Source organism: Flavobacterium sp. UMI-01, from assembly GCF_019656315.1.
In the GTDB taxonomy this organism is placed as follows: Bacteria; Bacteroidota; Bacteroidia; order Flavobacteriales; family Flavobacteriaceae; genus Flavobacterium.
This window is the reverse complement of the sequence record NZ_BPLU01000006.1, coordinates 41,862-66,999: the sequence shown is the minus strand read 5'-3', so window position 1 is coordinate 66,999 and position 25,138 is coordinate 41,862. Positions and strand designations below refer to the sequence as shown.

The 25,138-nt window shown below is 35.1% G+C and carries 17 protein-coding genes; 15 read left to right on the top strand and 2 right to left on the bottom strand.

Translation table 11 applies throughout. The features are described from left to right. Positions 1–23 precede the first annotated feature (23 nt). Together K5R64_RS02625 and K5R64_RS02620 are read left to right on the top strand one after the other, a co-directional pair. Positions 24–1,415: a sensor histidine kinase KdpD gene (locus K5R64_RS02625; protein WP_220760587.1), complete on the top strand. Its 1,392-nt coding sequence runs from the start codon at positions 24–26 to the stop codon at positions 1,413–1,415. Between the two features lie 96 nt (positions 1,416–1,511). After that, entirely contained in the window at positions 1,512–2,006 is a 495-nt protein-coding gene (locus tag K5R64_RS02620; RefSeq protein ID WP_255580276.1) for a hypothetical protein, read from the top strand. A gap of 25 nt (positions 2,007–2,031) precedes the next feature. On the opposite strand, the gene K5R64_RS02615 is transcribed toward K5R64_RS02620, so the two are convergent. Beyond that, positions 2,032–3,642 carry a DUF1501 domain-containing protein gene (locus K5R64_RS02615; RefSeq protein WP_220760585.1) on the bottom strand — a complete coding sequence of 537 codons (1,611 nt, stop codon included), beginning with the start codon at positions 3,640–3,642 and terminating at the stop codon, positions 2,032–2,034. A gap of 11 nt (positions 3,643–3,653) precedes the next feature. Continuing rightward, positions 3,654–5,471, bottom strand: a complete 1,818-nt coding sequence (locus K5R64_RS02610; RefSeq protein ID WP_220760583.1) for a DUF1800 family protein — start codon at positions 5,469–5,471, stop codon at positions 3,654–3,656. Positions 5,472–5,830: 359 nt separating this feature from the next. Between K5R64_RS02610 and K5R64_RS02605 the strand changes: the two genes are divergently transcribed. From K5R64_RS02605 to K5R64_RS02545, 13 genes are all read left to right on the top strand, one after another. Then, complete coding sequence (locus K5R64_RS02605) at positions 5,831–8,095, top strand: alginate lyase family protein (protein ID WP_220760581.1); 2,265 nt, start codon at positions 5,831–5,833, stop codon at positions 8,093–8,095. A gap of 10 nt (positions 8,096–8,105) precedes the next feature. Continuing rightward, on the top strand, positions 8,106–8,465 hold the full coding sequence (locus tag K5R64_RS02600) for a cupin domain-containing protein (RefSeq protein ID WP_220760578.1): 360 nt from the start codon (positions 8,106–8,108) through the stop codon (positions 8,463–8,465). A gap of 301 nt (positions 8,466–8,766) precedes the next feature. Then, positions 8,767–9,633 carry a polysaccharide lyase family 7 protein gene (locus tag K5R64_RS02595; protein ID WP_220760576.1) on the top strand — a complete coding sequence of 289 codons (867 nt, stop codon included), beginning with the start codon at positions 8,767–8,769 and terminating at the stop codon, positions 9,631–9,633. Positions 9,634–9,745: 112 nt separating this feature from the next. Then, a complete protein-coding gene (locus tag K5R64_RS02590; protein WP_220760573.1) occupies positions 9,746–10,471 on the top strand; it encodes a FadR/GntR family transcriptional regulator in 726 nt (241 codons plus the stop codon). Between the two features lie 171 nt (positions 10,472–10,642). Beyond that, positions 10,643–11,911 (top strand): MFS transporter, encoded by a 1,269-nt coding sequence (locus K5R64_RS02585; protein WP_220760572.1) that lies wholly within the window; start codon positions 10,643–10,645, stop codon positions 11,909–11,911. Between the two features lie 51 nt (positions 11,912–11,962). After that, positions 11,963–12,727 (top strand): SDR family NAD(P)-dependent oxidoreductase, encoded by a 765-nt coding sequence (locus tag K5R64_RS02580; RefSeq protein ID WP_220760570.1) that lies wholly within the window; start codon positions 11,963–11,965, stop codon positions 12,725–12,727. A gap of 371 nt (positions 12,728–13,098) precedes the next feature. Beyond that, a complete protein-coding gene (locus K5R64_RS02575; RefSeq protein ID WP_220760568.1) occupies positions 13,099–14,121 on the top strand; it encodes a sugar kinase in 1,023 nt (340 codons plus the stop codon). Between the two features lie 11 nt (positions 14,122–14,132). Then, positions 14,133–14,801, top strand: coding sequence for a bifunctional 4-hydroxy-2-oxoglutarate aldolase/2-dehydro-3-deoxy-phosphogluconate aldolase (locus K5R64_RS02570; RefSeq protein ID WP_220760565.1), 669 nt, complete (start codon positions 14,133–14,135; stop codon positions 14,799–14,801). Positions 14,802–15,453: 652 nt separating this feature from the next. Continuing rightward, positions 15,454–18,483: a TonB-dependent receptor gene (locus K5R64_RS02565; protein WP_220760563.1), complete on the top strand. Its 3,030-nt coding sequence runs from the start codon at positions 15,454–15,456 to the stop codon at positions 18,481–18,483. Between the two features lie 23 nt (positions 18,484–18,506). Then, positions 18,507–20,054, top strand: a complete 1,548-nt coding sequence (locus K5R64_RS02560; protein WP_220760561.1) for a RagB/SusD family nutrient uptake outer membrane protein — start codon at positions 18,507–18,509, stop codon at positions 20,052–20,054. Between the two features lie 214 nt (positions 20,055–20,268). Next, positions 20,269–20,943 carry a FadR/GntR family transcriptional regulator gene (locus tag K5R64_RS02555; RefSeq protein ID WP_220760559.1) on the top strand — a complete coding sequence of 225 codons (675 nt, stop codon included), beginning with the start codon at positions 20,269–20,271 and terminating at the stop codon, positions 20,941–20,943. Positions 20,944–21,091: 148 nt separating this feature from the next. Continuing rightward, complete coding sequence (locus tag K5R64_RS02550) at positions 21,092–21,919, top strand: hypothetical protein (protein ID WP_220760556.1); 828 nt, start codon at positions 21,092–21,094, stop codon at positions 21,917–21,919. A gap of 261 nt (positions 21,920–22,180) precedes the next feature. After that, positions 22,181–24,961: a chondroitinase-B domain-containing protein gene (locus tag K5R64_RS02545; protein ID WP_220760554.1), complete on the top strand. Its 2,781-nt coding sequence runs from the start codon at positions 22,181–22,183 to the stop codon at positions 24,959–24,961. The last annotated feature ends 177 nt before the right edge of the window (positions 24,962–25,138 follow it).

Below are 25,138 nucleotides of genomic sequence, written 5' to 3'. Positions count from 1 at the left end.
GGTACTAATTTTTTTATAGGTTTATGGAAATTCTTAATCAATTTTCGAGATTATTTGTGTTGGATATTCGCAATACAATGGGTCTGTTATTTTGGGGGAATTTCACTTTGGCAATTCTAGTTTTTACCTTCAGATATGCATTGTCCACCAAATATTCGAAACCTCATTTATTGATATTTGGATGGTCAAAAATTCTACTCTCTTTTGCGTGGTTGGCTTTTTTCCTCCGAAACGACACCGTCACCTATGATGCTATTAAATTTTGTATTCCTAATACCTTAGTTTTTACGGGTTATTATTTAGAGTCGGTGGCGATGTTAATGATGGTAGAAGGCACTAAAAAGAAAGCTTTTCGAACCCAGTTGGGGCTATTTGTGCTCACACTTTTGAGTTTTTACCTCGCGGTTTGGCTCAAAGCGCCTAGTAATATTAGGGTATCATTGGCTTCGGTCAATATTTTCTTATTATTAATCATTCCAACCTTGCGTTTTTTAACCGAAACCCGTAGCAGTTTGTTTAAAAAAATTCTAGGATTTAATTATATTATTTTGTTGTTGGCTTTGGTTTTCAGAATTGTGTATCCACTTTTTAAAACTTCGACTAGTTTGTACTCGGTAGATGCTACTCAAAAAATTATTTTCTTAATTGTTTTTGTAATGATGACCATTAGTGGAGTGGGGTATTTACTGTTGTTACAAGAGGAAAAAGAAATTCAAATCAAGAAACTCCTAGATGACAAAGACCGTTTTTTTTCCATCATTGCACACGATTTGAGAGGGCCTTTTAATGGGATTATAGGCTTGTCGGAATTGTTGTTGGAAAATGACCATGAATTGGATACAAAAGAGACAAACGAGTTTATCCAAATGATTCATCAATCGTCCAAAAATGCCTTTTCATTATTGGATAATTTGTTGACTTGGGCAAGGTCGCAAACAGGAAATCTTGAATTTCGTCCTCAAAAAATAGAAGTCAGTACTATTATAGATAAAACGATTCATCTTTTGACTAATATTGCTAAAAATAAAAACATTACGATTCAATCGGAAATTGCACCCCATCAATATGTGATTGCGGATAAAGATATGCTGGAAACGGTTTTTAGAAATTTAATTTCGAATGCTGTAAAATTCACCGAAAATAATGGCACTATTGTACTTTCGATGAAAAAAGAAAATGACCAGATTATCTTTTCGGTACAAGATAACGGTATCGGGATTGCTCCTGAGAAAATAACAAAACTCTTCGCTATCAATCAGCGAAACAATTCTTTGGGAACTAATAACGAAACAGGTACTGGTTTAGGGTTGATGCTTTGCAAAGATTTTGTTGAGAAACACGGTGGCAAAATTTGGGTGCAAAGCCAAGTAGGTGAAGGCAGTACTTTTATGTTTAGTATTCCGGATAAAGATTAATTTGACTTAGGTGTAGATTTTTTTCGGATATTTAATACTTCTTTGTTTAAGATGTACATTCAGATCTCTTAAGTGGTAACTTCAAAACGAGAAACTATGAAAATGGATTTTAAAGAGAAACAAAAATTCACGCAATGGTGGCTTTGGCTGATTATAATAGGATTGGGGATTATTCCTGTTTATGGGTTGTATGTTCAGCTTGTACAGGGAGAGGGATTTGGAGACAAGCCTATGTCGGATACGGGTTTAATTGTCCCAACAATGCTGTCAATAGGAATCATTGTCTTATTCAGAGTTTTTACGCTAACCACTGAAATAAATTCTAAGGAGATTCGGATTGCGTTTTTTCCTTTTGTAAATAAAAAAATAGCTTGGGAGAACGTCAAGTCGGCCCAAGTGCTTAATTACGGTTTTGTTGGTGGCTGGGGCATTCGGTTATTTACCAAATACGGAACAGTTTATAATATTAAAGGGAATATGGGATTAGCCCTTGAACTAAACAATGGGAAAAAACTCTTGGTTGGCACTCAGAAAATGGAGGAATTATCAGAAGTAATCGCAAAAATATTGTCGGTTCAAAACCCAAATTAAGCTAGTTTAACCCAACCGTTTTTCGTTAACTTATAATTACTTTAGTGTGAAATAGACGGTTGTTGTACTCAATTTCTACGATATAAATTCCTGCTGCAATCGTTTTGTTTAATGTTATCGGCAAAAAATGACCATTAATGCTATAGCGATTTTGAAACACCATAGTTCCTTGGATGGTGAATATTTTTACATTGACAGCACTATGGATCTTTTCCTTAAAATTGATATTGATTGTTTGGTCAATTACGGGATTAGGATAAACCGTCATAAAGGTGGTGTCTTCAAATGCAGCGGTACTCAGGTTGCTGTTTTTAAAGATTGGTAGTTTAGTAAAATTGGCACCTAAAACTTCAGTGGCTTGCGTTTCGGTCATGCACAGCCAATCTTGCATGATGGTAGAATAGATTTGTCTAAAATCGAATTGCATTTCTACTTGGTCGCTTACCGTGGCATTCAAGGGCAAATTAGGGGAATTGCCAATCATGCCAGGAACAGGATGAGCCGTGCCAGCTACTGCAGATGAATTGGTATTCAAGGCGGCTCCAAAGAAAAAGACAGGAGCACCAGAGCCATGGTCGGTACCGAGACTAGCATTGCTTTTTATTCGTCGTCCAAATTCGCTAAAAGTCATTCCGGTAACCAATTGGGATTTGCCCATCAATTCTAAATCTTGTTGAAACGCGCTGATGGCTTGCGATAATATACTTAAATTGTTGCGGTGTGCACCTTGGGTTTTGTCTAAGGTATCCACTTGTCCGCTATGTAAGTCAGAGGTATTGGGGTGGTTTACAATATAGATGGGGGTCTGTAGTCCTCCATTGATTAATTTGGCCACCACTTTCAATTGGTCGCCGAGTTTGTTGGAACTAGGATAAGTTGCCGTTTGAGATTGAGTTGTGTTATAGGCATTTTGAATCGCGGTGCGATACACATTGCTTTGGTCTTTCATTAATCGCAAAAAAGTCAATTCGGCTCCGTAATCCGAATTGGGTGCGGGGTCTGTAATTTGGTTGATTACATTCAAAAGTGTATTTGGGTCGGGCGCATTGTATCCCATATTGATGTTTGGCCCTTGTAAGGAAAACGGTAAAGTAGAACCAATCTGGATGGCTAACGGGTCAGGCATATCATTGTTAGGGTATCCCGTTGGAAAATTAGGATAAATTTTATCTAAGGAGCGACCCAGCCACCCACTGTCTAAGTCTTGATTGCTGTTGGATGCTGTGAACCAAATATCCGTCGCTCTAAAATGGCTAAAACTAGGATTAGGATAGGATACGCCTTGGATAATCATTAATTTTCCGTTGTCATACAAGTTTTTCATTTCTACCATTCCAGGATGTAGTCCAGTCGTGCTATTATTTGCTAAGGGTAAAACAGCTGATTGAGACATCAAAATATTGGAGCGAGCATTATTTAGATTCGTCCATTTGTCCAATGGGAACACGGTATTTAAGCCATCGTTACCTCCATTCATTTGGATAATAACTAATATTTTTCCACAATTCACTGCCGCATTAGCCAGTACATCCAATGCATTGCTTTCTATGTTGGAAGACGCCATTACCGGAATACCATTTAGCGCTAAAGGAACAGTTGCTATAGCACTTGTTTTTAAAAAACTTCTTCTTTTCATCACATTCGAAATTACATTAATTGATATTCGGCTAGTTGTGTAAGGGTTACTAATAATGTTTTTAACCTTGATTTGACACTGTTTTTATTAGTGGTATTCGAAGTGTCGTTCAGGTAGAGCGACCAAGCGGTGGTCCAGTAACTGTTATTCGTTTGATTCGAAAGTAGTGACTGGGTTTTTATTAGATTTTTTTGAGTACTGCTTAAATCAATTGGTAGTAAGTACGCAACACATTCGTTGACCAATAAATCGGGGTCAGAACAGGTAGCTGAATCAAATTGTTGGATAAAGGCGATTAAGTCCACTTCGATGCGGGTTGTTAGGCCATTATAGGATAGGTTATAACCATTGAATATTCTGTTCAAGAAATCAAACCTTTTTTGAGTGGTACTGGAATTAATCCAATATTCGTGAAAGGATGGGTTTTGGTAAAAAGCTACCCAACCAGAAACATTTGGAACTTTTCCCATCGTTTGCTCAAGTCCTGTCAAGATGGTGTTGTTAAAATAATTCCATACTTTGTATTGGGCTTCATAGTTGGTAGGGTCAGTTATAGTATAGTTGAGGTTGAAAGTACGTAAACTACCCACAACCAAATCAAAAGGTGATTTAATATAAACGCCCCTATTGGCCATGTCGTAAAAATGTTGGCTTTTGAATAATTGGTCTAAAACAGGTAAGATATTCCAATTATGGGCTACAAATGTTTGTGCGAGTGGCGTGATGATAGTTGATTCAATGGTCGCATCAATATCGTAATAAACAAAAAAACGGTAGAGTCTTCGGCAGATGTATTCTGAAACCACTTGTGATTTTGAAAAAATCATGTCAATGAAAGCGTCGAGTTCAGCAGCGCCATTATTGTTGATTATGGTGTTGTTGAAGAAAGCCGAAAATTGTTTGTTACTCGTGTCGTGATAGCTATTGTCAAAATTGGTAACAGGAGCAATTGTGTTTAAATTTTGAACTCGCCAACCGCTCAATATTTTAGCCGCTTGTACAACATCCGCTTCGGTGTATTGACTGAGTGGGTCTTTGCCTAACGTAAATAATTCCATTATTTCACGAGCAAAATTTTCGTCCGGTGAGGTTTTAGTATTGGCTTGATTGTTTAAATAGTACATCATGGCAGGATGGGTGGCCATGGTTCGGATTAACGATTTGAAATTTCCAGTGGGATTATCTCGAAACATTTTCATGTAGGTGTAGAGTATTCGACAAGAATTTGTTCCTGCATGCGAAAAAGGAGCGACACGAACCGTTTCAAAATCTACGGGAATGAAATGGTACCAAAACAAAGTCATTTTTTCCTTGATGGTGATGTCTTGGTTACATACCAGCCCAAAAAGCCACTGTCTTAAGGAATCGATTCTTCTAGAGTTGGTGGTACTTGTTCCAGAAGGTAATGCGTCATTAGTCCAATCGGCACCGTATGGAAGATTGTTTTCGTCTGGCGAGGTATTGTTGTATGAATTAACAGGAGGAGAAGGAGCAGTAAGGTCAACCATTAAAACCGTATTGACTGCTTCCGCCATGCTCTTATTGGTCAAGTTGTCAAGGTCGGATTTTTTATATCCAAAACCTGTTCGTTTTAATAGATGTAAGGCTTCCGCTTTGCTCCAGTTACCTGAATAAACCTCTAAACCGCTATTAACTGGAGCAACTCTTGCAGTTAAGTTATTGTTGAAATTGGTGGCGTTTTGATATTTTCGACCATTAAATGTCTTACGAGAATATTTTTCAAATAGAGGATCGCCTTTGATAAGGCTAGATTTGAAACTCTTTAAAACTAAATTAAAAAGTTTTCGACGGTTTAATGTTTTTGCCATAGTTGCGAACTAAATTTTGGATGTCACACTTTGTTAGAAAACGATAATCAGTTGGCATATAGGAAGTAATTTTGGTATAGAGTATAAAATTAAGAGCATTCCTAAAAATGCACCTTGTGCGGTTAATTGTCTTTGTCAAAAGGAGTAAAGTTATGTAAATAACACATTCGTTTTTAGGTTGTTTCTAAAATTTTATTGTTTATATTAAAAAATCTTTATCAATTATCAGAATTTTTTTAGAATTTGTATTAAATAATGCTAAAATAGTTACTTTTATTTTTCAATTGTAAAATAAACGATATATTTGGAAAACCAAATTGGAAAACCAGTTTGATTAATTAGCAGAAATAGCCTAGAATATGATATATTTTTATAAAACAAAAGCATTTGCCATTATAGTATTAGCGATGGTTCTAGTGATGGGGCAAAGTGTCCTTGCTCAAGGGCATCCAAGACTAATCATGACTAAAAAAGGGGTTCAGGAAATCAGAAGTCAGTTGGGAAAAGTGCCTTTGTTTGATGCTTCATTGGTTGAGGTAAAAAAAGAAGTGGATGCCGAAATGCTTTTAAAGATTGATGTGCCATTACCTAAAGATTTTTCAGGAGGTTATACTCATGAACGTCATAAAAAGAATTTCTTGATTGCTCAAAAAGCAGGTGCCTTGTTTCAGATTACAGGGGATAAAAAGTACGGAAATTATGTTAAGGAAATGCTTATGGCTTATACAAAATTATATCCTACTTTGCCTTTGCATCCGCAAGAGCGTTCTTATGCTCGTGGTAAATTGTTTTGGCAGGCATTAAATGATGCCAATTGGTTAGTGTATATGAGTCAGGCTTACGATTGTGTGTATGATTTTATTGGTGCAAAAGACCGTGCCATCATCGAAAAAGATTTGTTTAAGCCTTTTGCCGATTTTATTTCGATAGGTTCTCCACAATATTTCAATAGAGTGCATAATCACAGTACTTGGGGGAATGTTGCAGTGGGAATGATTGCTTTGGTGATGGACGATGCAGAATTATTAGATCGTGCAATGAACGGTTTAAAAGAAGACGGTTTGACGCCAGGAATGAAAGATAATGATGGTGGCTTGATTAAAAAAGAAGGTCAAAAAACAGGGTTTTTAGCTAATGTCGATGAGCCTTTTTCACCTGATGGTTATTATAATGAAGGGCCATATTACCAAAGATATGCCATGTATCCCTTTATGGTTTTTGCTGAAGCTTTACAAAATACGAAGCCAGAATTAAAAATATTTGAATATAAGAACGGAATCTTAATTAAAGCCGTTTATGCTTTATTGAATCTTACGAATGCGGAGGGAGAGTTTTTCCCGCTGAATGACGGTCAAAAAGGGATGTCTTATTATTCAAGAGAATTAGTTTCTGCTGTTGATATCGCTTATTTGTATGGCGGAAAAGATGCTTCATTGTTGTCTATAGCTGAAAAACAAGGACGTGTTCAATTAGATAATTCAGGAATGGCGGTCGCTTTGGGTATCAAAAACAAATTAGCAAAACCATTTGTTAAAAAATCAATCAATTTATCTGACGGACCCGATGGAGAACAAGGGGGTGTGGCTATTATTCGTAATAAAGTGAAAAATAGCGAATTGAGTTTGGTAATGAAATACGCTTCCCAAGGTTCCAGTCACGGACATTTTGATAAACTATCTTTTTCCTATTACAATAATGGGGATGAGATTCTGCAAGATTATGGTTTGGCACGATTTGTTAATATTGAACAAAAAGGAGGGGGAAATTATTTAAAAGAAAATGCTACTTGGGCCAAACAAACCATCGCACATAATACCATTGTGCAGAATGAAACCTCACATTTTAAAGGTGATTTTGAAACAGGAAATCAATTTTCATCTAAAAAATATTGTTATGATGTAGCCAATCCCAAAGTTCAATTGATAAGTGCTACAGAAGGCAATGCTTATCCAGGAACCCAAATGCATCGTACGATGGTTTTATGGGAAACTGAAGGTTTTGAAAAACCAATTTTATTGGATATTTTTCAATTGGATTCTAAATCAGCTAATCAATATGATTTGCCTTTTTATTACTTTGGGCAAATAATGACTACAAATTTTAAATATGATACTCCTGCTACGCTAGAATCATTGGGTAAAGCGAATGGGTACCAGCATTTATGGAAAGAAGGAGCAGGGAAAGCTACGGAGGCAAATACCAAATTTTCTTGGTTGCATAATGGTAGTTTTTATACATTGACCTCGGCGACTCAGGCAAATGATGAGTTGTTGTTAGTGCGATTAGGAGCAAATGACCCCAATTTTAATTTGCGTAGAGATGCGGGGTTAATCATTCGAAAAAAGAACAGTCAAAAAGCCACATTTGTAAACGCAATTGAAACACATGGTAGTTATAGTCCTGTTACAGAAAATGCAGTTAATGCTTTTAGTGCGATTACAAATTTGGAACTAGTATATGAGGATGCTAATTATGTTGGGGTATCCGTACAAAATAAAGAAGGTGTGAAGGCATTGTTTGTTTTGTCCACTTCGAATAATTCGGCAACACAAAAACATACTTTAGAAATAAAAGGAAAAACCTACTCATGGGTAGGAGTACATTATAATACATTAATTAAATAAATAGATCGTTATGCAAAGTTTTGGAGCAAGTAAAGAGTTTTTAATCGGAGACGAAATGGAATGGGAAGTGGTAGGTGATGGTGTAAAACGTAAAATCATGGGTTATGATGATACTATCATGCTTGTGAACGTTGATTTTAAAAAAGGAAGTATTGGACCTTTACATGAGCACTACCATGCACAAGTAACTTATGTAGTAAGTGGCGAATTTGAAGTAACCATTGGTGATGACAAAAAAGTATTAAAAGGAGGAGATTGTTTTTATATTCCGCCTCACGTATTACATGGAGCTGTATGTTTAGCTGATGGAGTTTTGATAGATGTTTTTAGTCCAATTCGTGAAGATTTTATGAATAAAGAACACTACTAGTAGTTTTATAAATAGATTTTAAAAACCGCAATGCATTTTAAATGATGTGTTGCGGTTTTTTTATGTATATTTTTGATTTTCAGTTCTTTTATTTTAAAAAAAAATTCAAAATTTAGCATGTTGCCCCTATAAAATGTAGGATTTAACGATTATTTAGCCTGGATTTATAAAATAAATGGCATTTTACTTTTTTTAATTGAAATTAGTTTCTATATTTGGTTCTCCAAATTGGTTTACCAAAGTGGTAGAATAATAAAGCAAGTACATTTTTAGATTTATTAGGTTTTAATACAGTATTGAAATGAACATACAATTTTCAAAAATCTTATTACTAACGGTTCTAGCAACTGCTACAATTAGTAATGCACAGGATAAAAAATCAAAAAGCAAAACTGCTAAAATTGATTGGTCTCATTGGACGGTTACTGTGCCTGAGGAGAATCCAGATAAACCAGGTAAGCCATACTCTTTAGGGTATCCTGAAATACTAAATTATGCTGAGGATAAAATCGCATCCAAGTACATGTACGATGACCCAAAAGACAAGTCTGTTGTTTTTTATGCCTTTCCTTCGGGAGTGACCACGGCTAATACGCATTATTCTCGTTCTGAGCTAAGAGAGACAATGGAAACTGGTAGCAATAAGGTCAACTGGACATTTGCAAAAGGCGGTAAAATGAGAGGTACGTATGCTATTGACGACATATCAAAAGAGCCAGATGGCAAATACAGCCGCGTTATTATTGCGCAAATTCACGGTGTATTAACGGATGAACAACGTGATTTAATTGGTCAAAAAGACAACAATGCACCGCCTATTTTGAAAGTGTATTGGGATAAAGGAAAAATTCGTGTGAAAACAAAAGTACTTAAAGATTTGAACGCGCCTTATAAAGAAATGCTTTCAGAACATGCTTGGGGTGATGATGAAGGTCGAAATTTTAAAGAGAAAATCGATTTAAACACAAGGTTTACTCTAGAAGTGAAAGTTTCGGATGGGCGAATGGAAGTGATTTTAAATGATACAGAATCATTGGTTTACGATGATATTCACATGAAAAAATGGGGGATATTCGAAAATTATTTCAAAGCAGGGAATTATTTTCAATCTAAAACACCAGGGACCTTTGCAAAGGTAAAAATATATTCTTTACAAGTTACTCATTAGTAACGGTTTAGCTAATCTGTTTTAAAGTGTTCTTTTTTATTTTCGTGTTGTTTTTTTTTATAATTTTATCAACCAATCTGGTTAACCAGAAGTTTTAATTAAAATAATAAGTATGAAGTTAGAAGTAATTACCAGAAAAGATAATAAAGAGTCGCTAAATGCAATTATAGCTAAGATTAGAGATTATATTAACTATAAAAATTTAGAGCCACAAGACAAGCTTCCGTCTGAGCGTATGCTGTCTGAAAAATTTGAAGTGAGCAGAAGTAGTGTGCGTGAAGCAATCCAGAAATTGGAGTTTTACGGTATATTGAAATCAATACCTCAAAGCGGTACTTTCGTGGCTAATATTGGGAAAATAGCTATCAACGGCATAATAGACGATATTTTGAGATTAGGAACATCCGATTTTAAATCATTAGTAGAAACCAGAATTTTAATTGAATTAAAAACAGTTCGTTTGGCTGCTACTAGAAGAACAGAAGAAGATTTGGTAAACATTAAGCAAGCATTAGATGCGTATGCTGCTAAGGTGAATTTAGGAGAAGATGCTGTTCAAGAAGATTTGATATTTCATCTAGCTATTGCAAAAGCAAGTGGTAATAGCACAATCAACAACTTGATGTTGATTATCACTCCTGAGATTTTGACCAATTTTGAAAGATACCATGTGTGTGATAAAAATGGGAATGAAGGTGTAGAAAGAATTAAAGAACATACTGAAGTTTACAATGCGATTGTTGCTCAGGATCCACAATTGGCTAAACAAAAAATGAAAGAACATTTCAAAGCATTATATGAATATTGCTATAATAGTTCAGACAATACAGAAGAGTAAGTACAAAGATTAAAGGTTTAAAATCAAACACTTTCTGGGGATACGTTTTTAAACTCTAAATCATTTTTTTTTAAAATTTAATACAATTTGCCTAATCCATTAATAATAGGTACAAGGGATTCTTTGGCTTTTTTTATTAGGAAATAAAAGGTGTAATAAACAGATAATATTATGAAAGTAAAAGGTTTAAGATGGTGGATTATTACGTTAATCTGTCTCGCAACGGTGATTAATTATATTGATCGAACTGCTTTTGGAATCATGTGGCCCGAAATGGGAAAAGATTTGGGGATGGATGAGGCGGATTATGCTATCATGCTTAATATTTTTATGATTACGTATGCGGCGGGTAAGTTTTTGTCGGGTAAATTATATGATATTATCGGTACCCGATTGGGTTTTACAGTATCCATTGTAGTGTGGTCTGTAGCGTCTATTTTTCATGCTTTTGCCAAAGGATTATTCTCATTGACTTTGTTTAGAGGATTGTTAGGGTTAGGAGAAGCAGGAAACTGGCCTGGTGCTGTAAAGAGTAATGGTGAATGGTTTCCTATTAAGCAAAGAGCGATTGCTCAAGGTATTTTTAATGCAGGAGCTTCTTTAGGAAGTGTAATTGCACCAGTGTTAATTGCGTTTTTATATGCGCAATTTGGTTGGAGAATGACTTATATAATAATTGGTGCTGTGGGTGTTTTATGGGTTATTCCGTGGTTGTTTATTAACAAAGCCACTCCAGACAAACATCCTTGGATTACTGAGGAGGAATTGAATCTAATTGTTGCCAGTAGTAAAGCTACTGATAGTACTCCTACTAAAGAAAAAGGATTGAGTGTGATGAATATTTTAAAATTCAAACAGTCTTGGGGGGTACTTGTGGGGAGTTTCTTTATAGAGCCTATTTGGTGGTTGTTTGTGGGTTGGATGCCTTTGTATCTACACGATAAATTTGGATTTGGTGTAAAAGAAATTGGTTCTACTATTTGGATTTCTTACCTAGGAGGTATGGCTGGTAGTATAATTGGTGGCTGGTATTGTGGAAAATTAATTGAAACAAAATCAGTTGATGCGGCAAGAAAAATCACGATAGGTATTGGTTGTGCCCTGATATTAATGGGATTGTTAGGAATCATATTTTTGATTGACGGTAGCAATGCGATGTCGTTTATATACATTGTTTCTTTGGTTCTTTTTGGTTTTCAATTTGCTATTGGAAATTTACAAACCATATCAAGTGATTTATTCAAAGGGCCTTCTGTAGGAACTTTAGCTGGATTGGCTGGTGCTATTGGGACATTTTCAGTAATTATAATGAACTGGTTAATTCCTCAAATTACGACGGTTTCTTATACCCCAGCGTTTATCATTATAGCTGTATTAGCACCGTTGACAATTTTGTCAATCATGTTTTTTATTCGAAAAATAGAACCAGTTATCAAATAAGTAAAATAGAGTTTTTAAAATAAAGTAGTAAATAATTAATTTAGAATAAAGATGGGTAATTTAAATGAAAAAGTTGCAGTAATTACTGGAGCCACAGGTGGAATAGGTTTTGCTGTAGCGCAAAGATTGGGTAAAGACGGATATACCGTAATCTTAAATGGTATCGAAGATCAAAAAGGAGCTGAACGCGTTGCTGAACTAGCTGCTGAAGGAATCAAAGCTGAATATTATGGATTTGATGTTACTAATGATGAAGAAACAACAGCTAATATTACTAAAATTGGTGAAAAATACGGAAAAATTGATGTTCTTGTAAACAATGCAGGTGGTATTGGTATCAGAGCTAGATTTGAAGAAATGACCACTGCAGAATATAAATTTGTTATGGCTTTGAATCTTGATTCAGTATTCTTTGCTTCAAGAGCTGCTATACCATTTCTTAAAAAAGGTGAAAATGCTTCTATCATCAACTATACTTCAAATGCAGCATGGAATGGTGCAGGACCAGGAGCAGGTATTTATGCTACATCTAAAGGTGGTGTTCAATCCATCACAAGAGCTTTGGCTAAAGATTTAGCTGAGTACGGAATTAGAGTTAATGCAGTATCTCCAGGTACTATTGATACGCCTTTCCACGCTCAAATTAAAGCTACAAAACCTGAAGTTTTTGCATCTTGGAAAAGCAGTGTTTTATTAGGTAGATTAGGTGAGCCAGAAGAAGTTGCGGGTGTAATTGCTTTCTTAGTAAGTAACGATGCTTCATTCATAACTGCTGAAACAATCCAAATTGGTGGAGGTCAAGCTTTAGGAATATAAGTTGTTTTTTTAATGATTGTAGAAAGACTATAAACTAAGACGCCTTTTTTGTCCTTGATTAAACTTATAATGAGTAACAATACTGATTTCACAAAAGACTGAATTTGTGTGAATGTTATACGTTAAGAATTTTAAAAAAGGATAAGACGCTTTAATAATAACGTTTCAGGTGTTTTTTTACCTTTTGTAGTTTGTTATGAATCACTAAAAAGCGATGTAAATAGTAAGTGAAGATTGGCTTTTGATAAAAAAATAATCTGATTTACATTTAAAAAAGTTACTTTTGAACCTTCTTTCGAAAACGATTGAAGGTTTTTTTATATTTATTTAGCTAAGCTAAAATAGTGTTAATCAATTTGGAATTAAATAAGATGAAAAAAGTAGTCACTTTTGGTGAAATTTTACTCCGTTTGTCAACAGAAAGACATTTGCGCTTTTCTCAAGCAGAATCGTTCAAAGCTACGTATGGTGGAGGTGAATTCAATGTAGCAGTATCATTAGTAAATTATGGTATGAATGCTGAATATGTAACTAAAATCCCTAATAATGAATTGGGAATTAGTGCTTTGAAAGAAATGCGTAAACTAGATGTTGGTTGCGAAAATGTTTTGTTTGGAGGAGATAGATTAGGAATTTATTTCTTAGAAACAGGAACAAGTACCCGAGCTAGTAATGTTATCTATGACAGAGCCAATAGTTCTATGGCAACATTGCAAAAAGGCGAAATCAATTGGAAAGAAGTTCTTAAAGGCGCTACTTGGTTTCACTGGAGTGGAATTACGCCAGCACTTTCTGAAAACGCCGCTGAAGCTTGTATGGAAGCCATTCAAGTGGCGCACGAAATGGGTTTGACAATCTCAACCGATTTAAATTACCGTGCTAAACTTTGGAATTATGGAAAACAACCTAAAGAGGTAATGCCAGAAATGCTTAAATACAGTAATGTAATTTTAGGTGATATAGATACCGCTTACTTTATGTTAGGTTTAGATAAAGTAGATCCAGATTATACAAAAGGAGAAATATTACCTTCTTTATATGATAAGATTTTTCAATTATGCCCTGAAATGAAGTACGTAGCTACTACGTTACGTTATTCAGTAAGTGCTTCTCATCAAAGAATTGGTGGGGTAATGTATGATGGTAAAAAAATATACAATGCCGCCGTTCAAGAGGTAACGCCAGTAGTGGATCGAGTAGGTAGTGGGGATGCCTTTATGGGAGGATTGATTTATGGTTTAAATGAAGAGCCATTGGATAATCAAAGAGCCTTAAACTTTGCTGTTGCGGCTTGCTGTTTGAAACACACCATCTCAGGAGATTATAACTTAGTAACCAAACCAGAAATTGAAAAATTGCTATCAGGTGATTTTTCAGGAAAAGTTTCAAGATAAAATAATAAAATATGGCTCAATTTTCAAGAATAGAAGTAGCACAAGTGATGAAAGAAACAGGTCTTGTACCGTTGTTTTATCATAAAGATGTAGAAGTAAGTAAAAAAGTATTGAAGGCTTGTTATGATGGAGGGGCTCGTTTGCTAGAATTTACTAGCAGAGGAGATTTTGCTCATGAAATTTTTGCAGCCTTAGTGAAATATGCAGTAGCTGAGCTTCCAGGAATGATTTTAGGAGTTGGTTCTGTAACAGATGCAGCGGCAGCTTCTTTGTACATGCAATTAGGGGCTAACTTTATTGTTACGCCTGTATTTAGAGAAGATATCGCAATTGTGTGTAACCGTCGTAAGGTAATGTGGTCACCAGGTTGTGGTTCCTTGACTGAAATTGCAAGAGCCGAAGAAATGGGTTGTGAAGTAGTTAAATTATTCCCTGGTGAATTATATGGACCGGCCTTTATCAATGGTATTAAAGGGCCTCAACCTTGGACAACGATTATGCCTACAGGTGGAGTGTCACCTACCAAAGAAAGTTTGACTGAATGGATTAAAGCTGGAGCAGTATGCGTAGGTATGGGGTCTAAATTAATCAAGCCAGAATCAGATGGTAATTTTGACCTAAATAAAATTCAATCGTTAACAAAAGAATGTATTGATATCATTAAAGAGTTAAAACAATAAATAGCGTAAGTATTTATTTTAGCTCTATTTAATTTTTAAATCCCAATTTACATCAATGTGTAAATTGGGATTTTTTTTGCATTAACTTGAAATGGGTTTGCCTTCTAGAACTTGCGCTGGCTATACTACATTTCAAAGCTAAGTTTTATTCGTTAGACTTTTTATGATTTTCAAATTCCATAGAACTATTCCCAGTTCAATTAGTAAGTTCTAGCCCTATCATATTAATGAAAAATTAAAATTGGTTTATAACTATTTTTTGTTTTAACTCCTTACCTACATTTTTTATAAGAATATTATTCTTTTTATTTCTAAAAATTTTGTTAACCCTTGTCGGTACTGCATGCATAGGTGTTTTTTAAAGATTGGCAATTTTTAATATTTTTTTGCATTAAGTATATTTTTTAGTGCTTTTTTTAGGTATTTGTCTCTGTTAATTAAACTTTTTTTGAAGAAAACTTATAAAAATCTTTTTTAACAAAAAAATAATAATTACATTTGGAAAACCAGATTGGAAAACCAAACTAAAATTTCAGATTGACTTTCCACTTTTTTTTATTAATCATAAATTTTAAAAAATGTAAAGTAAAATACATTTCACACCATTGTTTCATCCTCAATTAACACATTTAATTACTAACCAGATTTAATTATGAATTTAAAAACTAAATTATCCATAATGTTGATATTGATTTTCAATATCACATTATTTGCTCAAGAGGGATATGTATTATCCGGAACAGTATCAGATGGCAGTAAAATGCCTATTCCTGGTGCTAATATTATTGTTGCTAATTCCACGAATGGCACCGCTACTGATTTCGATGGGAATTTTAAACTGAATGTTAAAAGCGGAGATGTACTTCAGTTTTCATATATAGGATATATTACTCAATCTATAAAAATTACCAATCAAAAGAAACTCAACGTAGTATTGGTGGAAAGTGAAAAACAACTAGAAGAAGTAGTTATTGTAGGGTATGGTGCTCGAAAAAAGAGTGATATTACTGGTGCAGTGTCTTCAGTAAAAGCAGATGAAATAAATGCGTTTCCATTAGCCGATGCTACTCAAGCGCTACAAGGCCGTGCAGCTGGTGTTGTGGTTCAGTCTAATAATGGTGGGGAGCCTGGTGCACCTATCAGTATTAAAGTAAGAGGGAATACTTCTATCAATGCGGCGAGTGATCCACTAATTGTTGTAGATGGTTTTGTGGGAGCAACAATGCCACAAGCAAGCGATATACAATCGATTGAGGTTTTAAAAGATGCATCTGCCACCGCAATTTATGGTTCTAGAGGTTCTAACGGGGTAGTTATGGTAACGACTAAAAAAGGTAGAGTTGGGAAATTAACCGTTGAAATGAATACTAATTATTCACTGCAAAATACATCTAACAGACTTGATTTATTAAACGCCGAAGAATTTATTGCGTATAAAAAAATAACCAATCCAAGTTTTGTTGCAGGAACAGCAGATACTGATTGGCAAGATTTATTATATAGAACGGGTAGCACACAAAATCATCAATTTTCATTTTCTGGAGGAAGCGATAAAATTAATTTTTATGCCTCAGCAAATTATTTTAAACAAGAGGGTATTGTTATCAACTCTGATTTTGAAAGATTAACTTTTTTATCCAATATTGACGCACAAGTGACCGATAAATTAAAATTAGGTTTTAATCTTTTCAGCAGTCGAGGAACTAAAAATGGAGTGCCTACACAATCTACAGGTTTAACAGCTAACGGAGGTGGTGATGATGTTATTTCGTTAATGTTTAGATTTAGACCCGATTTTGGTGTCAAAGATCCTGTTACGGGTTTGAATACAACAGATGCTACTGGAGATGAGGTAGATAATCCGTATGCAATTGCTACTGAAGCAGTAAATAACACGAAAACGGATATTAATAGATCGAATTTATATGCCAATTATGACATTATCAAAAACCTAACTTTTAAAACTACGTTTGGTTTTAGTACAACTAATGAAACTTTCGGAACTTTTAGACCATCAACCTTATTGGTTACCGCTGGTAGAGGTACAGGAGGAAAAGCGAGTATCTCTAATCTTAAGAAAACGGATGTATTGAGTGAAAGTTACCTTACCTACAACAAAGAAATAGGCAAAGGAACTTTGAATTTATTAGCAGGTTACTCTTATCAAAAAACAACTTCAGAACGATTTTCTGCTGGAGCTCAAAAATTTGTTGATGATAGTTTTTCATACTATAATTTAGCGGGTAGTGCCGTAACAGTGTTGCCTACCTCTTCATTCACGGAGCAAGAAATTGAATCACAATTTGGAAGATTAAATTATGATTACAATGATAAATACCTTTTAACGGCTACATTAAGAAGAGACGGGGCGTCCAACTTTGCTAAAAATCATAAATATGCGATTTTCCCATCAGGTGCTTTGGGATGGAAAATTTCGAATGAAGATTTCTTAAAAGATAGCGAGACGATTTCAAATTTAAAAGTAAGAGCTAGTTATGGTGTAACGGGTAATCAAGCGATTTCTCCATACCAATCTTTGGCAAGTTTAACCACCGTTTATACCGGTATTAATAATCAGGTAGTAGGAACTGTTGTTCCTAATCAAGCTGCCAATGACAATTTAAAATGGGAGTCTTCTTATCAAACCAATTTTGGTATTGATTTAGGATTGCTAAACAATAAAATATCTCTTTCGTTAGATTACTATAATATTGATACAAAAGACCTTCTTTTGGCTGACCAAAGTCAATCTGAATATTTAGGTTTTGTAACCTTAGCAAGTATTAGAAATATTGGAGAAATTAATAATAAAGGTTTCGAAATTTCATTAAATACCAGAAATATTACCAATGAGAATTTTAGATGGACAACTGATTTCAATTGGTCCACAAATAAAAATGAAGTAAAAAAATTAATTGGAGGGATTGATGTAATTCAAAATGCGGCACCGGGTTATTTCAGTAATCAATCAGGAACGCATATTTTGAGAGAAGGAGAAGCGGCTGGTGTTTTCTATGGATTAGAATACATGGGGGTTTATCAAGGAGGAACTTTGCCTACAGGAACTGCTACTACGGCTGCCGCTGCAACACGTCAAGCGGGTGATCCTTTATTCTTGGATGTAGATGGTTCAGGTGTGATTACTACTGGAGACCGAAAATTAATTGGTGACCCTAATCCAGATTGGAACATGGGGATTACAAATAATTTCACCTATAAAAACTTTGATTTGAATATCTTTTTCCAAGGTTCTTATGGTGGTGATGTTTTTAATCTTACAAAAGCACAATTGTATAGAGGTAATTCAAATGCACTTAAAGAGGTGCTAAATGCTTGGACGCCTACCAATACCAACACAGATATTCCTCGTGTAGTAGCGGATAGAAGAGAAATTTCATCTCGATTTGTAGAGGACGGAAGTTACATTCGACTAAAAAACATTGCATTAGGGTATAATTTCCCTTCCACTGTAATTGATAGGTTGGGTGTAGAGAGTCTTAGATTTACCATTAGCGCACAAAATTTGTTAACTTTTACTAAGTATTCTGGCTTAGACCCTGAAGTAAGTTACTTTGGTTCAGGTGGAGGAAATACAGGAACTGCTAATACCACTAAAGGATTTGATTTTGGAAATTTCCCAACAGTTAGATCAGTGAATTTTAGCCTTAGTTTAAAGTTTTAATAAATAATTAAAAAAAATAGAAGATGAAAAAATTTAAATATTTGTCCCTATTGATTGTACTTTCAATTATGGGATGCTCAGAATTAGAAGAAAAACCAGTAGGATTGTTAACTCCTGCTACGTATTTTACGTCTTTAGATAAAGTTCAGTTGGCTATTAATGGAGCTTATGGACACATGACCCACCGCTATTTTATGTCAAGAGAATTGTCAATGTCCTTGATGTTAGCGAGTGATATGGTTGATTTAAATCCAAATGTTACTAATCCTGAACGTGTTCAGTTTAGTAATGTTAATGTGCAAGCAGATAACGCGAATATTGCAGTTTATTGGCCAAAATGTTACCAAATCATTGGTGCTGCAAATGAGGCTATAGCAGGGGCATCGTATGTGCAAGCGGATGCAGCTGAAAAGAATAAAGTAGTGGCGCAAGCTTACTTTGTTCGTGCTTTTGTATATTTCCATTTAGTGAGACAATTTGGTGCAATTCCTTATTTAGATGCTCCAGTGACTGATGTACAAGCAGCGGGTAAAATAGGTAAAACACCTGTTGCAGAAGTATATGCTAAAATTATAGCCGACTTGCAATTTGCTAAAGAATGGTTGCCTAATACACAAACGTCCAGAGCACTGCCAGCTAAGTCGGCTGCAAGTTCCTTCTTGGCTTCGGTTTACTTGACAATGGGGCAATATGATAGTGCTAATTATCAAAAAGCGTATGACGAGGTAAAAGATATCGTTTCTAAAGAGTCCATTTACAACCTAGGATTAGAGGCTGATTTCCAAAACTTATTTGATTATTCAAAAGTTGATGCTTCAAAAGAACCCATTTTTGTAATTGATTTTATTGGTTCATCTGATGGCGATCAAGGAAGGGATTATTTGGCGGCATTTACAGGTATTAGAGCTGATGAGCAATACGGTTATGGCGGTGGTTGGTCTGTATTAGTGCCTTCATTAAATGTTTATAATTCTTGGAATAATTTGGATTACAGAAAAGCGGTGAGCTTTGATGCCACCGGAGTTTTTAAAGGTGTAAGACAGCCTTATCAAACCTTTACAACCTATTTTGCGGCGGGTGATAACAGACCTCATATTGCAAAATATACCCGTAAAGCAGGTCCAGCAGCAGATGGTAATGGTAGAACAACTAAAAGTAATTATTTGATGATGCGTTATGCCGAAGTATTACTAATAGGTGCTGAAGCAGCTAATGAAGTAGGACAAACAGGAGATGCTGAAACCTGGTTGAATCGTGTCAGAGCTAGAGCTAGAGCAGGTGCTGCGGGGAGTACACCAAGTGCATTTCCGGCGAATGTTTCTGGATTATCAAAAGATAATTTTAGAATGACTGTTTTAGAAGATCGCAAATGGGAATTGGCTTTTGAGTTTTCAAGATGGTACGATATTGCAAGAAGAAAAATGGCTGAAGCTCCTTATAATGTATTTGGTACTTCTGGTTTAGAAGGAACCAAAGCAGGTTATCTAGCTTCTAGAAATTATCTGTTCCCTTTGCCTGCTAACGAGCTTGTAAGAAATCCTAATTTGTTACCACAAAATACAGGATACTAAAGAAAAGAGGGTTTGATAACCGATTTAATTTTTTTTTTGAGTCAGCAAAAGGATAGTACTGGTTTGTTTTGTCAAACCAGTAACCCTTTTCTGTTTTTCAGAATATAGAGGTGTAGCAAAAACTACGTCTTTTCTTGTTGTAAAACCAACGCTAAGACTTTATCTCTGGAGAAGAAATGGAGTGTTCAATACAATTTGATAAGCTTGCAATACGATGGATAATTACGAGATACAAAATTTAATTATCTCTAAAATTAGAGATTTAATCATTCAGAAAAATTTAGAACCTGGCGACAAGTTGCCTTCGGAAAGGGTATTGTCTGAAAGATTTAAAGTAAGTAGGCGAAATATCAATGAGGCGATTAAAAAACTTGAATTTTATGAGTTGGTAAAATCAATTCCGCAATCTGGAACATTTATCGCAACGATTGGTCAAACAGCGCTGAATGGTATTATTGAAGATATTTTGAAATTGAGAGATCAGGATTTTAAATCGCTGGTGGAAACCCGAATATTGTTGGAATCCAAAGCTGCTGGTTTAGCCGCAGCAAGAAGAACTGAACAGGATTTGGAGTCCATTGAAAAAGCATTGAATGATTTCAAAAACAAAATGATAAACAAACAAGATGCTTTACAAGAAGATTTGTTGTTTCATCTTGCCATAACAAGAGCCAGTGGCAACATGACGATGAATGCATTGATGTTGCAAATTACACCTAAAATAATATCGGTTTTTGAAAATAATCGTGTGTGTAATGACGAAGAATATTTGTCTGAAATTCAAAGACATGAAGCTATATTCGAAGCTATAAAAAATCAAGATGTAGAACTAGCTGTGCGCAGTATGGAAAATCATTTTAAAATGCTCGTGGAGTTTTGTTCCAATTAAGATTGACTCAAGTTCTAAAACAAAGTCGTTTTTGCAAACAAATCTTTTTTGTGGTTATTTCGAAACCGACTTAAGGGTTTCAAATAATCTCTAAAAACTGAAAATATTTACGTTTTTAAAAATACTTTCTATTAATAAATTAATCAAAATGAAAAAAACAATTATAACATTGTTGGCTTTTTACGCAGGTGCCATTTCCGTACAAGCCCAAGAAATTCCAATCGAGAATTTGAACATGCATTGGAATAAAAATACACCACAGTATTCAAAATCCATTATAAATAATGAAATAAAAGGCATTCTAGTGGAACACATGGCTATCACGGGTGAAAAAGCGTTGGTTGATGTGGCTAAGCCAGGTTATAAAACAGTTTATTTATTTGTAAAAGGAAAAGGGAATATAGTAGCTGAAAATAAAAATTATGAAATCGTTCCTGAGACCATTTTTTTGCCAAATATCGTAAAAAAGATTGCTTTTACTTCTGCTAAAAATGATACCATTCACTACTTGAAAATATCAAGTAAGTTGACTGCTCAAGACCTGATAGATTTAAAAGAGTTTCCTAAAGAAAATACTCAAAAAGTGTATTATGCCAAATTTACGGATTGCAAACCTTACACAGAACCCATTAAAAGCCCAAATACCGTAAGCCGAACAATTTTGCCAAACAAAATTATTCCAAGAATTGCCATGGGAACCGTGCAGACAAAAGGGCCTGATAAAGTAGGTGCTCATGAACACCCTATGCTGGAACAATTATTTTTAGGACTTACAAATAATGATTGTGTGGTTTACGCTGATAGTGCCAAAGTGCATTTTCCTCAGTATTCCGTTTTGCATATTCCATTAGGTTCAAGTCATTCTGTATCAGTTGAAAAGGATAGCGTCCTGTACTATGTTTGGATGGATTTCTTTTTAGATAAAAAAGGGGAAGAATGGCTAAAAACACACAACGTAAAAGAAGACAAAAAGTAAATAAACCAATTTTTAAGGATATAGAATAAAAATAGTTTTTGAACTATTTGAAAACAGCTATTGACTTTTTATTCCTTTAAAATGCCCAATTGACAATGATGTCAGTTGGGCATTTTTTTATTTTTCTTTAACGTGTTCGTTACCAGTGCTTTTTTAAGTTATAAAGTATTTTAAATACCATTTTTATTTTTATATTTGGTTTTTTAGATTGGAAAACCAATATGGTTGCCCAATAAATTAACTAACCAAAATGATTTAATGATGAAAAAAATTACTTTTTTTAAAGGCAAAATATTGCGTACGTTGGTATTGCTAGTGAGTCTTTTATTTTTAAATGTTATCGAAGCCCAAACACTTTATACTTCTGCTTCGACCTTACAAACGGCGATAAATGCTGCAGCAACCACTGGGGGGACTTTTATTATAAAAGATGGAACGTATAACAGTTTTAAAGTAACCACCACTTCAGCAACCGCTACTAGCGACAAACCGATTATCATTAAGCCTCAGTCCGTAGGAGGTGTGACTTTTACCGGTGATTCTTATTTTTCTTTTAAAAAATCATCCTATATCACCTTAGAAGGATTTAATTTTAATTGTACTGGAAATAGTACCATCGTCAAGTTAGAAGGAAGTAATAATATTAGAGTTACTCGTAATACATTTAAGTTGACCACCACTAGTTCGATTAAATGGGTTTTTATAGGAGGTGTTTGGGATGACACTGTTGAACCATATCAATTTTTGAGTCATCACAATAGAATTGACCATAATATTTTTAAAGACAAAAATACCCCAGGACATTACATCACCGTTGATGGGACTAATTCTAAAGTACAGTCGCAATACGATCTTATCGATCATAACCATTTTAAAGACAATAGCCCAAGAGCGGTAAACGAACAAGAATCGATTCGTGTGGGTTGGAGTGCTATGTCTAAATCCAGTGGATTTACAACAGTAGAATACAATTTATTTGAAAATTGTGATGGTGATCCTGAAATTGTTTCTGTTAAATCAAGTGATAATATCATTCGTCACAATACATTTAAAGGGAGTTATGGAACATTGTCTTTTAGACACGGGAATCGCAATAGAGCGGAGGGGAATTATTTCTTTGGCAATAACAAGCCCATAAGTACTTCACCTGATGGGGCTACATTATATACTGGTGGAATGCGTATTTATGGTACTGACCATGTTATCATTAATAATTATTTTGAAGGACTTAATGGAACCAAATGGGATGCGCCCATTACATTGACACAAGGTGATGCCATTGAAGGGCAAAGTTCTGATTTGACCAAACATTACAGACCAGAACGAGTGGTGATTGCTTACAATACATTGGTAAACAATGACCAAGGGATTGAAATAGGGTTTACAAATAATAACAATTACACAAAAGCGGTGAGCCAAATTACCATCGCAAATAACCTGGTTACAAGTAACCGAAATAGTTTGGTGAAAATTGTGGACGGTAAAGATCAAGGCAGTGCCATCACTTGGTCTAATAATTTAATGTATCCTACTGGAACGGCTACATTGATTAGTGGAGGAACAGTGACTACATTGTCAAGTACAAATCAGGTTACCAATGAAAATCCAAATTTAGTTTATAATAATACGGATGGTACCTGGAGATCTACAGCTAGTACTCCTTTATATGCTAATGGGTCAACAATTTCCATTTCAGAAGATGCCGATGGACAAACCAGACCGGAGCCAAGCAACCCGGGTGCGGATCATTACAGTTTAGGCTCTGTACGTTATAGACCCATGACAGAGGCAACAGTGGGGCCCTTGGCTTATGAAGATATTCCTCTCGCCTTATCGCCAATTGCCAGTTATACAATTGGAGGTGAGTCTAAAACTACCACGGTTACTTCAAACGTAGCCTGGACAGCTAGTGTTGATAGTCCAAGTTGGTTAAGTATTGATACCAATTCTGGTTCTAACAATGGTGTGATTACCGTAACCGCTAAAGCTAATAATTCAGGCGCGAGTAGAACAGGTTTATTGACTGTTACAGGTGCAGGAATAGATCCAGTGACCCTGACAATTACACAAGTTGGGCCTACATTGTCATTGTCTTCTGTTGCCCATTTGGTTTCAGCTGGAGAAACAAAAAATACAACCGTTACCTCAAATGTATCTTGGACTGCAAGTGTAGATAATACAACTTGGTTAAGCATCAATACAAATTCAGGGGTAAATAATGGAACTATTTCCATTACAGCAGCAGCAAATTCTTCTACTTCCGCAAGAACGGGAACACTTACGGTGACCGGAAGTGGCATGGCACCAGTCACTTTAACAATTACACAGCAAGGAGCTCCATCAGGAGCAGTGTTGATAAATTCAGGAGCAGCAGGTGCGCCTGTAACGGTGTCTGCTGATAAAACGCAATCACCTAATATTGCAACCAATACGTTGGATAAAGACACCAGTACCAGATGGTCTGATAATGCTGACGGAGGGATTATTATTTATGATTTAGGAAGTACTTACACATTAGAATCTATAAAACTAGCTACTACGGGGTCTTCTACCAAATGGTATTTTTATGATATTCAATTTTCGACAGATGGAACAAATTATACCACTCCAGTAGCCATTCAGAGTGCTGCTGCAGGAGCTACGACCTTTGCAACCTATCAATTCTCTAATCTTACACGTTATGTGAAAATTACAGGAAAAGGAAATAACACATCGAGTTTTACGACTATTTCAGAGATTGAATTTTATGGTATAGCAACTCCGTTATCGGTGTCAAAGAACAAATTGGATACTGTTTTTATGGTCTACCCTAATCCAGTTTCAAATACCTTGAACTTATATGCTTCTGTATTGACTAATGCTAGTCATGCCGTGATTTACAGTATGGACGGTAAACAAGTATTAGAAAAACAACTTCAAAATTATAATAACAACCACTATGCCTTGGATGTTAGTGCTTTACGCAAAGGCATTTACTTAGTGAAAATAGTAAATGATAAAAATAACATCGTAGGTACAAAACGACTTGTAATCAATAATTAATACCTGAATCGACTCTACTTATGTAGTATTTGGATTGTTTTTTGAGCAATTATCTACTTGAAAACTAATTTTTTAAGGGTGGTGTATTGTAGAACAGAAAATATTATTTATATTTGGTATTCCAAACTGGTTATCCAGTTTGGAATATCAATTCAAAACAAACTAATTTTTAAATTT

Coding starts and splice junctions, on each gene's coding strand:
- K5R64_RS02590 (WP_220760573.1), top strand. CDS start 9,746: ATGAAGTTAGAAGTAATTACCAGAAAAGATAATAAAGAGTCGCTAAAT.
- K5R64_RS02610 (WP_220760583.1), bottom strand. CDS start 5,471: ATGGCAAAAACATTAAACCGTCGAAAACTTTTTAATTTAGTTTTAAAG.
- K5R64_RS02605 (WP_220760581.1), top strand. CDS start 5,831: ATGATATATTTTTATAAAACAAAAGCATTTGCCATTATAGTATTAGCG.
- K5R64_RS02575 (WP_220760568.1), top strand. CDS start 13,099: ATGAAAAAAGTAGTCACTTTTGGTGAAATTTTACTCCGTTTGTCAACA.
- K5R64_RS02585 (WP_220760572.1), top strand. CDS start 10,643: ATGAAAGTAAAAGGTTTAAGATGGTGGATTATTACGTTAATCTGTCTC.
- K5R64_RS02615 (WP_220760585.1), bottom strand. CDS start 3,642: ATGAAAAGAAGAAGTTTTTTAAAAACAAGTGCTATAGCAACTGTTCCT.
- K5R64_RS02600 (WP_220760578.1), top strand. CDS start 8,106: ATGCAAAGTTTTGGAGCAAGTAAAGAGTTTTTAATCGGAGACGAAATG.
- K5R64_RS02565 (WP_220760563.1), top strand. CDS start 15,454: ATGAATTTAAAAACTAAATTATCCATAATGTTGATATTGATTTTCAAT.
- K5R64_RS02625 (WP_220760587.1), top strand. CDS start 24: ATGGAAATTCTTAATCAATTTTCGAGATTATTTGTGTTGGATATTCGC.
- K5R64_RS02550 (WP_220760556.1), top strand. CDS start 21,092: ATGAAAAAAACAATTATAACATTGTTGGCTTTTTACGCAGGTGCCATT.
- K5R64_RS02545 (WP_220760554.1), top strand. CDS start 22,181: ATGAAAAAAATTACTTTTTTTAAAGGCAAAATATTGCGTACGTTGGTA.
- K5R64_RS02560 (WP_220760561.1), top strand. CDS start 18,507: ATGAAAAAATTTAAATATTTGTCCCTATTGATTGTACTTTCAATTATG.
- K5R64_RS02580 (WP_220760570.1), top strand. CDS start 11,963: ATGGGTAATTTAAATGAAAAAGTTGCAGTAATTACTGGAGCCACAGGT.
- K5R64_RS02595 (WP_220760576.1), top strand. CDS start 8,767: ATGAACATACAATTTTCAAAAATCTTATTACTAACGGTTCTAGCAACT.
- K5R64_RS02555 (WP_220760559.1), top strand. CDS start 20,269: ATGGATAATTACGAGATACAAAATTTAATTATCTCTAAAATTAGAGAT.
- K5R64_RS02620 (WP_255580276.1), top strand. CDS start 1,512: ATGAAAATGGATTTTAAAGAGAAACAAAAATTCACGCAATGGTGGCTT.
- K5R64_RS02570 (WP_220760565.1), top strand. CDS start 14,133: ATGGCTCAATTTTCAAGAATAGAAGTAGCACAAGTGATGAAAGAAACA.